11 protein-coding genes are annotated in these 13,516 nt (G+C 28.1%); 1 reads left to right on the top strand and 10 read right to left on the bottom strand.

The window, feature by feature from the left end; genetic code table 11:
* Positions 1 to 6 precede the first annotated feature (6 nt).
* From KGF48_RS09150 to KGF48_RS09125, 6 genes are all read right to left on the bottom strand, one after another.
* A complete protein-coding gene (locus KGF48_RS09150) occupies positions 7 to 759 on the bottom strand; it encodes a MurR/RpiR family transcriptional regulator (protein ID WP_227838951.1) in 753 nt (250 codons plus the stop codon).
* A 296-nt stretch (positions 760 to 1,055) separates the two neighbouring features.
* Positions 1,056 to 1,730, bottom strand: a complete 675-nt coding sequence (locus tag KGF48_RS09145) for a hypothetical protein (protein ID WP_227838952.1) — start codon at positions 1,728 to 1,730, stop codon at positions 1,056 to 1,058.
* Between the two features lie 106 nt (positions 1,731 to 1,836).
* A complete protein-coding gene (locus tag KGF48_RS09140) occupies positions 1,837 to 3,276 on the bottom strand; it encodes a glycoside hydrolase family 1 protein (RefSeq protein WP_413894796.1) in 1,440 nt (479 codons plus the stop codon).
* A gap of 8 nt (positions 3,277 to 3,284) precedes the next feature.
* Positions 3,285 to 3,644: a PTS lactose/cellobiose transporter subunit IIA gene (locus tag KGF48_RS09135; protein ID WP_227838954.1), complete on the bottom strand. Its 360-nt coding sequence runs from the start codon at positions 3,642 to 3,644 to the stop codon at positions 3,285 to 3,287.
* Positions 3,645 to 3,672: 28 nt separating this feature from the next.
* Positions 3,673 to 4,905: a PTS transporter subunit EIIC gene (locus tag KGF48_RS09130; RefSeq protein ID WP_227867957.1), complete on the bottom strand. Its 1,233-nt coding sequence runs from the start codon at positions 4,903 to 4,905 to the stop codon at positions 3,673 to 3,675.
* Between the two features lie 22 nt (positions 4,906 to 4,927).
* Entirely contained in the window at positions 4,928 to 5,245 is a 318-nt protein-coding gene (locus KGF48_RS09125; RefSeq protein ID WP_227838956.1) for a PTS sugar transporter subunit IIB, read from the bottom strand.
* Positions 5,246 to 5,498: 253 nt separating this feature from the next.
* Between KGF48_RS09125 and KGF48_RS09120 the strand changes: the two genes are divergently transcribed.
* Positions 5,499 to 7,412 (top strand): PTS sugar transporter subunit IIA, encoded by a 1,914-nt coding sequence (locus tag KGF48_RS09120; protein WP_227838957.1) that lies wholly within the window; start codon positions 5,499 to 5,501, stop codon positions 7,410 to 7,412.
* Positions 7,413 to 7,541: 129 nt separating this feature from the next.
* On the opposite strand, the gene KGF48_RS09115 is transcribed toward KGF48_RS09120, so the two are convergent.
* The 4 genes from KGF48_RS09115 to KGF48_RS09100 form a co-directional block, all read right to left on the bottom strand.
* Entirely contained in the window at positions 7,542 to 8,696 is a 1,155-nt protein-coding gene (locus KGF48_RS09115) for a glycerate kinase (protein ID WP_227838958.1), read from the bottom strand.
* A gap of 387 nt (positions 8,697 to 9,083) precedes the next feature.
* Complete coding sequence (locus KGF48_RS09110; protein ID WP_227830071.1) at positions 9,084 to 10,403, bottom strand: APC family permease; 1,320 nt, start codon at positions 10,401 to 10,403, stop codon at positions 9,084 to 9,086.
* A 37-nt stretch (positions 10,404 to 10,440) separates the two neighbouring features.
* Positions 10,441 to 11,193: a gamma-glutamyl-gamma-aminobutyrate hydrolase family protein gene (locus KGF48_RS09105; RefSeq protein ID WP_304521243.1), complete on the bottom strand. Its 753-nt coding sequence runs from the start codon at positions 11,191 to 11,193 to the stop codon at positions 10,441 to 10,443.
* 246 nt (positions 11,194 to 11,439) lie between these two features.
* On the bottom strand, positions 11,440 to 13,449 hold the full coding sequence (locus KGF48_RS09100; RefSeq protein ID WP_227838959.1) for a sigma 54-interacting transcriptional regulator: 2,010 nt from the start codon (positions 13,447 to 13,449) through the stop codon (positions 11,440 to 11,442).
* Positions 13,450 to 13,516 lie beyond the last annotated feature (67 nt).

The raw sequence follows: 13,516 nt of genomic DNA, 5'->3' as shown, positions 1-13,516 counted from the left end.
TTCAATTTAATTTCCAGAATTATTATATTTGACCATATAATCTATAATTATCCTAGATATAATGTACAGGGGCAACCTAGAAGACACTTCATATTCAGATATAGATATATGATAATGCTTATATCCTACAATATATAAATCAGAATACTTTATAAGTTTTGCATTTTCACTACAGCAACATGTTATAACTTTGGCTCCACCTAAATTGGCATTTTGTGCTGATTCTACAAGTTCTTTAGTATTTCCATTCAACGAAAATATGATTATAAGTTCATCTTCTTTCATTGATTTAGATTTTATTTTCATTATATTAGGGTCATTTATGAAAAACACATTAAAATCAAGCAATTGTAACTTAAGGCTAAACTCTTTTGCTACATATTCAGTAAGACCTCTTGCTAGGACGTATATCTTACTAGATTCATTTATAGTTTTTATTATATTAATTAGTGTAGTTAAAGATATTTGTTCTATAACTCGTTGTGCTTCTATAAAAGACTTGTTTATTATATCCCCCATATTGTGTATATCATTATTTTCATCTTTTACTGTCAACCTGTATCTAAGTTCATTAAATCCATTTAAACCACATTTTCTAATTGCTCTTGAAACAGTTGCTGGAGACGAATATGTTTCATGAGCAATCTCTACTATGGACAATTCTGGTAATATCGACTCATTTTGATTTATAAATTTAATTATTTCCATTTCCGTTTTCGTTAGATTTTCAGAGTTTCTTTTATTTAACTCAATTATCATATTTTCGCTCTCCTTATATATAGGTTTTATTTGTCTAAATTTATCACATATTATAATATATTACCTCTTAACTACTTATTTTTATACACAATTATGATTTAGTCAATGTCTATAGATATAAATTTATAATATTATAATTTTATACTTTAGTTTATTATATTATCATTATGTTATATCACAATAAAAAAGTAATTGCTCAATCATCAAAATTGAGCAATTACAAGATTTTCAGTATTCAAGCGACTTAAATTATTGAATACTATTCATATATACCTCATACTTATCCACTTATCAGTTTATATATTTGAAAAGTATATTTTTTTATTAGTAGAGATTAATTTACTAAAAATTGAAATTGTGGTCCCTGTACATAATATGGAAAATAGAGTTCCAAATCCTAAATTTCCGCCTAAATATACACCTAGAATTAAAAATAGTACATCTACTGTAGTTTTTAAAACTTTATATGAATATTTAAAGTTATTTTCAATATGGATTAATATTGCATCTAAAGGACTCATTCCAATATCAAACTTTATAAGCATTGCAAATCCACCACACATAAGCATATGCCCCATGAGAAAACTCATGTTTCTAATAATAATATCTAAACTCCCTATATTAAAATTCAATAGCAAATATGTATATAAATCTATAAATGCACCTGCTAATAGTACATAAACACAACTTCCTAATCCCAATCCTTTTTTATTCAATAACAATGCTAGCAATAATAAAATTCCATTATATATTAACCCTGCTACTGTATAATTTACACCTAGCTTTAAGTGTATACCTTCGTTTAAAAGTGTAATGGCATCGCTACCAAGACCTGACTGAAGTATAAGAGATATTCCACATCCCAACATATTTATAATTAAAAATATAAACATAAACTTTTTTATAAACTTTTTTATAAACTTTTTTATAAACCTTTTTATAAACTTTTTTATAAACCTTTTTATACTCATAATTAATAAAACCACCTTATTTATAATTATAATCCCTCCTATAAAACCATATTATTAATATAGTTTTTATAAGAGGGATTATTCATATTTAGAAACTATTTACTTTTTATTTTAGTTCTTCTCCATTGGTTCTTATTACACTTTGATACCACTCAAAACTATCTTTTTTATAACGTTTTCTGTTTCCATTTCCATTGTTATCTATATCTACATATATAAACCCATATCTCTTTTCCATTTCTTGAGACGAACAACTTATTATATCTATTGGTGACCACATACAATAAGCTAGTATTTCAGCCCCATCAGCTATAGCTTCACCTATTTGCTCTATATGCTTTCCTAAATAATCTATTCTATAGCTATCATGAATTTTTCCATCTTCAAATTTATCATGCATCCCAAATCCATTTTCAGCTATCATTATTGGTTTTTGATATCTATCATAATATTGAGACAAAGTATGATACAATCCTTTTGGGTCAATTGCCCATCCCCAAGGATTTGCCTTTAAATATGGATTTTTTATATTATCAATTGGATTCATAGTATTTTTACTTGCTGATACTACTGTAGAATAATAATATGATAGAGCTAGGAAGTCCATAGTATTTTCTTTTAATACTTCTTTGTCCCCTTCTTCCATAACTATATTTATATTGTTTTCTGTGAAAAATCTCTTAATATAAGTTGGATACTCTCCTCTAAAACTTACATCTGTAAAGAAATACTGTATTCTATTTCTTTTTAAGGCAAATACTATATTTTCAGGGTCACAATCTTCTGGATAAGATGTGCAGTCTGCCATCATCATACCTATCATCATATCTGAATTTATTTCTTTTCCAAGCTTCTTAGTTAAAGCTGTAGCCATAAACTGATGATGTATAGCTTGATATTTAGCTTGTTCTACATTATCTACTTGGTCTACACAAAATGCAACTGAGTTAAATGATTCATGATACATTAAGTTTATTTGGTTTATAGCTATCCAGTATTTGACCTTGTCTTTATATCTATTTAACATTAATTCTGCATATCTAACAAAGAAATCTACTACTTTTCTATTAGTCCAACCTTTATACTTTAATGTTAAATTTAAAGGAGTCTCATAATGAAGTAGTGTTACAATAGGCTCCATACCATTATTAATTACTTCATTTATAAGATTATCATAAAACTTTAATCCCTCTTCATTAGGCACTAAGTCATCTCCATTTGGAAATATTCTAGACCAGTTTATCGAAAATCTAAAACATTTTAATCCTAATTCTTTTAAAAGTTTTAAATCTTCTTTATATGTATGATAAAAGTCTATTCCACTACGCTTAGGATAATAACCTTCCTTATCTTCCATAGCGAACTTTATTTTGTCTATAGTCATATCAGACTCGTAATGTTTAGATATATCTCTATCTTTATCATATATATGTACATCCGCTAAACACCACCCTTTTCCACCTTCATTCCAAGCACCTTCTAGCTGGTTAGCTGCTACAGCTCCACCCCATAAAAAATCTTTAGGAAACTTACTCAACTTAATCACTCCTCATTTTATCTATTATTTATACTATTTACCTTATCTTCTATAGACTTTACTATCCCTACTAAAGACATAGCTATATTTAATTCACTAAATATTGTCATAAGAGTATCCTGAGCATGTGCAAATAATAATGAATGCTCTCTTTTTTCTCCTCCAGCTTCTCCTTGTATAATATTGGTTTGGGCTCTATGTGCTTCTGTCATAAACTCTTTTGCTTTAGCTAATTTTATATCAGCATTTTTGTAGTCAAACTTTTCCAAATCACTAAGAGCTTGCTTAATTTCTGTTCTAGCTTCTCCTGCACGAAGTATTATTTGCATTGCTACTTCTATTAACTCTTCATCTATTACTTGTTCTTCAATTGTCATATTTATAATTTCCTTTCAACATCTAAATTTAAGCTTCTTGATTCTCCAACTTTAATTCTTCTTTTTCATAGGCTTTAAAGAATGGATACCATATCATAAATAGTAATATTATATTTATTGCTAGAACAATTAACCCTCTAACCTCTTCATTTATCATAAAAGTAGATATTCCAAAAGGAAGATACCATAAATTAAATACTTTACTTGGAATTGTAACAAACCCCAGACTCATTGATAAGTAAGTAGTTATTGATATTACTATCGTTCCTATCCACATAGGTAGCATTAAGAATGGATTCCATGCTACTGGAGCTCCAAACATTACTGGCTCATTTATATTCATTATTGATGGAACAACACATGCTCTTCCTATTGCTTTGATTCTTCCAGCCTTAGATAAACACATCATTAAAACTAGTGGTAATGTTGCTCCCCATCCTCCTATAGTTATCCAACCTGTTTGAATAACTTCATAAGTATATATGTTAGTTGCCACACCTCCTGATGCTACAGCTGCTGCATTAGTTGCAATTGCACTAAGTTGAATTGCATAAGTTATTGGAGATAGTACCCAACCACTTATACCTAAAGAATACAAAAATACTACTAAGAAGTTTAATAGTACAAAACCAGGCAATGTTTGTGCTATATCTGATACTGGCTTGAAGATTTTAACTATTATTTCAAACATATCAAAGTTGAGTCCATAAATTAATAACCAACCTATAAACATTATTACTGCTATAGGTAACATACTGTCAAACCATTTGCTTACAAAATCAGGAAGTGCCGAATCTTCACCGAAAAATGAAAAAGACCCAAATAAAGACATTATTAATCCAGAGAATAAACCTGCAACCAGTGCCACAAGCATCCCCTCTCCTCCGAATCTGTTAAAGTTAAATACAGTTCCTTGTTCTGTAATCTCTGGACGAATCATCATTAACATTAATCCTGCACCAGCAAGACCTGCAACAACACTCATAGTTTCAAATTTCTTATTTTTCATTATTTCCATAGGTAATAAAAATGCTATAAATAATCCTAAAAGTCCAAATGTATATTGATTTATTGGACTTAAATCAGGTAAAAAACTTATGTAATTTTTCAAAACAGAAACTATAGTTACCAAAGAACCTACAAATACCATCGGTAAAACCTTCATTATGGTTGATTGAACTGATTGTATCCACACATTTTTAGTTATCTTATTTACAGCAGGTGTGAACTTCTCGCTTAAAAAATCTATAAATTTATTCATAAATAATCTCCCTATAAATATTTTATTTATTTGATATTAGCTCTAGTGCTTCTTCTAAAGCTTTTGCACCATCTAATCTCCCGTATGCAATTTTAGATATACATGCCACTGGAACGTTATACTCATCTGCTCTTTTTTGAATCTCATCTTTCATATAGTCTAGATGCGGCCCTAATAATAAACAATCTATCTCTGGTAAATATTTATCTATTTCTGACTCACTTCTAGCCTTTATATCTGCTTCTATCCCCTTTTTCTTTGCACTCTTTCTCATACTAGTTGCCATAAACCCTGTACTTGCTCCTGAACCACATGCTAATAACACGCTTATATTTTTCATAATAATACCTCCAATATCTTCATTCATTATTTACTTCTTAATGAATTTTTTTTATTTTTATTTGATTATATTTATATTGTACTTCCTAAATAAGTTCCTTTAACATAAATATAGTTCCTAACAATAGGAAATCATTTACTCTTAACTAGGCATGTTAATATATAGTATAATGTACTTTACAATACGTACATTCAATTATACAATATATCATATCATACAGATTTTATTTTAAAAATTATGCGAGGGGATATTGATGAAAACATCTAAAAAAGAGTTATTTTTAAATTTCATAAAAACGCAACATGCTTGGATAGATTCATCTACAATAGCTAATTATCTTAACGTATCAACACGTTCAATTAGAAAATATGTAAATGAGATTAATTCTACTGGTGAAATTATATTGTCCTCTAAAAAAGGATATAAAGTAAATCTTAATAGTAGTTGTCAAACTAAAATTGATAGTTCAGAAAATGCATCACCTGCTAATAGGTTAAATTTAATTTTAAAGGAACTTATCGTTAATAGTAAAGGAATTAATATATTTGATTTAAGTGAAGAATTATTTGTTAGCTCAGCAACCATTGAAGGTGATATCGTCAAAGCTAATAAATTTATAGAAAATTATAATTTAAAAATAAAACAATCAAGATTTTTACTAAAACTAGTTGGAGATGAGTCTTCAAAACGTAAATTAATGAGTTCTATAATATTTAAAGAAACAGGAAGTGACTTTTTAAGTTTATTTGATGTTCAAAAAATATATCAGGAATATAATCTAACTAAACTAAAGGAAAATGTAATACATATATTAAAAAAGTACAATTTATTTATAAATGAATATGCTATAAATAACATACTTCTTCATCTAATGATAACCATAGATAGGATAAAAAAGAATAATTACATAGAATCAGGTAAAGTAGTAAATTACATAGACAATAATATAGATATAAATATAGCAAAAGATATATCAAGCTTTTTAGAGTCTGAATACGATATAACTTTAACTAGTGCAGAACTATATTATTTAGTATTTCAGTTAACAAACAAAACCACAGTCTTAAACTACCATCAAATGGATACTAAATCATTATCTAATTATATAAATGAACATTTCGTTGATTTAACTAAGAAAATAATTAAAAATGTATATGATTTATATTTTATAGATTTATCTGATGATGAATTCGTTGTAAGATTTACTCTTCATGTAAAAAATTTAGTAAGTAGGGCTAATAATAATCAAGTTTTGAGAAATCAAATACCTCAAAAGTTAAAAGATTCCTATCCTCTAATATATGATATTTCTGTTTATATTTGTAATCAAATTCAAATTTTAGAGGATATAAAGATAGATGAAGATGAGATATCATATATATCTCTTCATGTAGGCTCATTTTTTGATAGGCAAAAACTACTAGAAGATAAAGTTCTCTGTGCATTAATTACTCCAAATTACTATGACTTACAACTCAAAATAGTGAGAGACCTCGAAAAAAGATTTAATGAATCTATAGAAGTTATTCAGATTTTTTCAGACACTCATAATCTAGACTTTGATAGCAAAGTAGATATGGTTATTACTACCTTACCAATTAGTGATAGATGTCCTCTACCTTTTGTCTATATAAATCCTTATCCAAACATAAAAGATTATGACAATATTCAAAGTAAATTTATTCAGATTAAGGAAAGAAAAAATATACTTACTGTACAAAATCATTTAGAAATGTACTTCAGTGAGTCTTTATTTATGAAAAACATATATTTAGACAGTGCTAAAGATTATATAAGATTTATGGGAAATGTACTATATGAAAATAAATATGTTGAGCCTAACTATATAGATGACGTTCTTATAAGAGAAAATATGTCTTCAACTGCGTTTAATAACAATGTAGCAATTCCTCATAGTATGAAAATGAATGCTTTAAAAACTGGAGTCTGTTTAATTGTAAACGATAAACCAGTTAAATGGGGAGAGGAAAAAGTTCAAATTATAGCCATGATACCTATAAACGAAAAAGAAAAAGAAAGATTCAATTACATATTTGAAAGTTTTATTGAAATACTATCTGAGTGGAATAATGTAAAAGAACTCACTAAAGCAGATAGTTATAGTAGTTTTATGAATAGAATAGCTTATCTTATTCAAAGCATCTAAATTCATTAATTTGTTCACAATACATATTATTAAAATTATTAATACAAAATAAATTAAGCTGTCACACTGAAAAAATCTAAATTCATATGTGACAGCTTTCTTTTTACTCAATATATCTTAATTTAAATACTACTTATTTTTTGTCTGTTGTATACTAGTTATAAGATTAAATATTTGTATTGTTGTAGCAGTCATATTATTACTTGCAGTTTCTTTATCCATTGCTTCTTCAATTGTCATAGCCCTATTTACTATAGAGAAATAAGCATCTATCCCTTCTTCATTGCACTTAACTGCATCTTCTGTCGTTGCCCCAGCCAAACCTATTACTTTTACTCCATACTTTTTGGCTAGTTTTGCAACTCCTATTGGTGCCTTACCCATAGCAGTTTGATTGTCCAACCTACCTTCACCTGTTATAACAAGGTCTACACATTTTATTTCATCTTCTAATTTAATTTCATCTAATATTATTTTTACTCCTGATTCTAATTTTGAATTTAAAAACGCTAAAAATGCAAAACCTAATCCACCTGCTGCTCCTACGCCTTCTACATTAGCTACATCTTTATTTAGGTTACTTTTTACTACCTTAGAAAAATTTCTAAGTCCATTATCTAACTCTTCAATTATTTCTGGTGTTGCACCTTTTTGAGGTCCGTATATGTACGCAGCTCCATTTTTTCCAAACAGTGGGTTGTTTACATCACAAGCTATTTTAAAATTACATTCATCTAATTCTTTTAATCTATTATCTACTTTTATATGTCTTATTTCATTTAAAACTGTTCCACCTAACCCTACTAAGTTGTTGTTTTCATCATAAAACTCAAATCCTAAAGCTTGAAGCATACCTACACCAGCATCATTAGTAGCACTTCCACCTATTCCAACTATAAAGTTTCTATAGCCTTTATTTATTGCTTCCTTTATTATTTCTCCAACACCATAAGTCGTGGTATATAAAGGATTTCTAAATTCAGTTGGAACTAATGTTAATCCTGAGGCTTGAGCCATTTCTATTATTGCTGTATTTGTACCTTTTAATAATCCATGTGTCGCACTTACTTTCTTAATTATAGGTCCAGTAACCTCTATAGTTTCTTTTTTCCCATTCATTCCTTGAACTAAAGCATCTACTGTCCCTTCACCACCATCTGCAAGTGGCAATATTTTTACTTCTGCATCTTTTTTTACTTTTAATATTCCCTTTTTTATTGCATTTGCTGCCTCGATTGAAGATAAACTTCCTTTCAAGGAATCTATAGAAATTAATACTTTCATTTTTATCTGCTCCTTATTTTAACCATACAATTTTATAAGTTTTAGTTTACACTCTATTTTATACTCTACTCCTTTCTTTGTACATACAGTTTCTTCTTTATAGACATCTCTTATTAGATGAATTTAATATTCCATCATTTTACACAACTAGAGCAGTAAAAAATAAAGTTATTTATACAAAGAGCGGTATAACACCAAAATGTTATACAGCTTATCCTAAATTCAAAAGTATCCTTATAAAATACATATAAATATGATTCTTTGTGAATTTCAATACTAGAGCTAAAGTACAAAAAAATCAATCACATGATTATACTTCTGCATCCAATTTATAGATAGAAAATTTATTACAATCCTCGTAATTTTACTATCTAATAATTATAAGGATTATTTGACTTCAATATCATTATATTTCTTTGAGTATACCTTGGTCATATAGAAATATATAGGAACTACAATTATCATACCACCTAGTCCCCAAACTATCTTCATTGGTTCATCAATACCTGCTTTTATCAATAATACTACACTTATAGCTACTGCAAATATTGGTATAATTGCTCCTCCAGGTATCCTAAAGTTTATGTCTTTACCAGCATACTTCTTTCTTAATATTAATACAGCTAGACAGGTAGGAATATATTGAATAAATCTAGATACAACACTTATTTGAGATAATGTTGTAAATGACCCTGACCATGCTATTAATAAAGTTCCTATAACAGATACTATAATTGCTATATATGGAGCTCCATTTTTATTAGTTTTTCTTATAGACTTAGGCATTAATCCTTGCTCAACCAAAGCAGCAGCAGACCTTGGTGTAAATATAGATGATGCAATATTTATACCTCCAACAGATACTATAGTCCCTATTGTAATTATATATCCACCTATAGGACCTAACATTTTAATAGCAGCATCTGCAACAGGAGTCGCTGACCCTCTTAATCCATCTCCCAATACACCTATACTTATCCCCAATATAAGCATATATATTACTGATACCACAAACATTACCATCACTAATGCCTTAGGTACATTTTTCTTAGGATTCTCCATATCTTTTGCTGCAACAGCTAAAGATTCAAACCCTGTAAAAGCATAAAATAAAGTTATTGATACTGCTACAAAAGCTGATGATGTACTTTGACCTTTTTGTATTATTACAAATGGTGTAAAATTAGAACTTTTTATAAAGAATAAACCTACAGCTATAAATAAAACTATTGGTAATAATTTTCCTATAGTCATTATATTATTTAAATGCTTAGATTGCTTCATTCCCATAAAATTTATAAGCCCAAGTCCTCCAACTAATATACCAATTATTATATTTTTAATAAGTGGCTCTGCTGCTTGAGGCCATATAGATGATAGTGTGACTGCAAAAAAGTTTGCCATAGTCGCCCAGGCAATCATACTAACTATCCACTTCATAAATCCAACTTCAAACCCAATAAAATCTCCAAATGCCTCTTTTGCATAAAGATATGGCCCTCCATCAGTATCAAACCAACTCCCTGCTTCAGCAAAACATAAAGCAATAGAGACAGCTAAAAACATACAAAAAACTAGTACTAATATACTCGCTGGACCTATATTTGTATAAGCATCTCCAGGTAAACCAAATATACCTGACCCTATTATTGCATTAATCCCTAATAATACAATACTCCAGAAACCTAACTTAACGCTTTTTTTCATTGCTATTCCTCCAAACCCAACTTAAATATAGTTATAATTATTTTTCTTTAGATGCTTCTTTAACTATTGCCATAAATATTTTTTTCATATTATCACAATCCTTAGTCATCATTTCTGGATGCCATTGTATACCTATTACAAACTCATTTCCCTCCTTTTCTATAGCTTCAACTAAACCATCTTTAGCAGTAGCTGAAACAATATATCCTGGAGCTACCTTATTGACAACTAAATGATGGAAACTATTAACTAAGATTTCTTTTTCTCCTAATATTTCATACAACTTTGTACCCTCTTTTATCTGCGCTGTATGTGTAGGTATATTCGATAAATGTTGCTGATTATGTTTTATGTAAGCTCCTTCAATTAAAGATAAGTCTTGATATAAGCTTCCTCCCTCAGTTACATTTATTATTTGCTCCCCTCTACATATACCTAACACTGGTTTTTTCATATCTAAAGCATGTTTTAATAACTTCATATCAAAACCATCTCTTTTGGGTGATATTGCACCTAGCTTATTATGAGGTTCCTCTTTCCATATGAGAGGATTTACATCTTGCCCTCCTGATAGTATAAGTGCATCTATATTTGATACTTGTTCCTTTATAATCTCATCATCATATACAATTGGTACAATATATGGTATAGCTTTACACATAACTACTGACTGTATATAGTCATTGTTTACATAAGCCCTTTCATAACCAGGAAACATCCCCCCTTCATCAATTAATAAGTTTCCTGATATTCCTATTACTGGATATTTCTTTTTAATCACTTTCTTCACCCCTTAAATTATTTATGAACAATAAAAAATGCTACTTCTCTCTTAAAGAGCAAGTAGCATACCAATATTTTATTTATTTAAAAATTCTAATTTATTTTTAAAATACTTTTTCTAAGGCAGCAGTTATATAAATCATTCTACTAATTTATATTTTATTTTAATCCTGTTTAATTCGGCTTTTTTGAATAGTCTTAAGTCTAATTAATGGGCAAAATAGGCATTTATATTTTCCTTTTTATTGACCTATTAAATACTATTTAATATATTTTTTCCTCTTCTATTTAACTCACTTCCCTTTCTACCTGATTCACATATTATCAAATCTAGTTCTTTAAGTATATTAAGTATTCCCCTTACCTCACCTTCTGTTATATTATAACCTAATTCATTTATTGAATTAACAATACCATTTCTACCTATGTTTTTATTAAGGTTATTGGCATTTTTTAAGCATTCCATTACTAACCTTACTTTTTCTATAGATGTTCTATCTTTTAATGTACTTATTTCTTTACTATAATCTTCAGTTATATTTAATAGGTTATGAGGTAGGTCATTGATTAAAATAACATGCTCAGAACTCATAATGTTAATATACATAGCTGTATTTTTTAACTCTCTTATATTCCCTGGCCATTCATATGCATTAATAACGTCTTGAACATCTTGACTAATTTCCCTCTTCCTTTTCATAAAATACTTTAACATAACTTCTATATCTTCTTTTCTCTCCCTTAAAGGTGGTATGTTTATAGGCAATACATTTATCCTATAATATAAATCAGCTCTGAACCTATCTTTTTTTATCATTTCTAATAAATTTTTATTTGTAGCTGCAATTACTCTAACATCAGTGTCTATTACATTTTCTCCCCCAACTCTCATGACTTGATTCTCTTGTAATACTCTAAGTAATTTGCTTTGTAAATATATAGGCATGTCTCCTATTTCATCTAAAAATATAGTTCCATTATTAGCTTGCTCAAATAAACCTTTTTTTCCTCCTCTTAAAGCACCTGTAAAAGCACCCTCTTCATATCCAAAAAGTTCACTTTCAAGTAAATTTTCTGGCATAGCTGCACAGTTTATAGCTATAAATGGTTGACTATGTCTTGGTGATGCATTATGAATAGACTGAGCCATGAGTTCTTTTCCTGTTCCACTTTCTCCAGTTATAAGAACTGTATAATCAGATTCCGCTATTTTCATACCTAGCTCTTTAGTTCTTTCCATTTTTACTGATACTGTTTTTATGTCATCAAAGGTATACCTAGCAACTTGCCCTTTTTCTCTAAGCTTCTTTGATAGGTTTTGTTCCAATTTCCTTATGTAAGTTATTTCTTGAATACAAAAATAATATCCAGTCACCCTTCCAAAACTTTCTATATTATACTTATTTACATTTAAATATTTATTATTAAACTTTATAACTTCATCATGTGCCTTACTTAATCTAAAAATCTTTTTAATATTTTCATTCTCTAGTTCATCTATATTTTTTCCTATAATATCATTTTGAATATCTAGTGTATCACTCAAACTATCATTACAAATAATTATATTTTCCTTCTCTGATATCATTGCCATACCTAAATTTGATAGGTTTATTATAGAGTTTAATTCATCTGCTTTTATAGTAAGTTCTTTATATTTAGTATTTATACCTGAATATAAACTAATCACTTCATCTGTATATTTAATTAACCTTTCAGTAATTTCTTTATCATCTAGTTTAAGCTTTGCTATTATTTGAATAAATGTTGAACTATCAATATATCTATGTCCTAAATCAATAACTTCTTTAATATATTCAGGAACTAACTCTCTCTCTCCTGGTGTTATAGCTATCTTAATGTGTCTATATTCTTCATTAGGATTATATGGTATAAAATTTAAGTGATTTATTCCTATATTGTATAAATTAGATATTGTTTCTAATACAGTATGGTTATTATCATTTACTACTAATACATCTATTCCTTCTGGTAATGAAAATAACTTGTATATATCCCTTTGCTTTATACTCCTGTTTATAGTTATTATTTTTGAGACATCCTTTACATATTTTTTTATTTTTAATACTCTATCATCTATCATTACTAATATTATGTCATCTTTTATCAATTCTTCTTCTGTTATTCTATTTAAATAATAATTTTTTATTTTTACTTTATCTTTAAATATTAGCTTTAGATTTTTATTTAAAAAACATTCTAATTTAGATAATCCATCAGTTACTACTGCTATTGTTTTCATTATAAATCTATCCTTTCTTTTGTTTATATTATGTGAGATTTTAATAGTTCTAATATAGTTCAAAATC

The sequence above is a fragment of the Clostridioides sp. ZZV15-6388 genome (genome assembly GCF_020657755.1).
GTDB lineage: Bacteria > Bacillota > Clostridia > Peptostreptococcales > Peptostreptococcaceae > Clostridioides.
The sequence above is the reverse complement of the archived record's forward strand: the minus strand, read 5'-3'. Positions and strand labels throughout refer to the sequence as shown.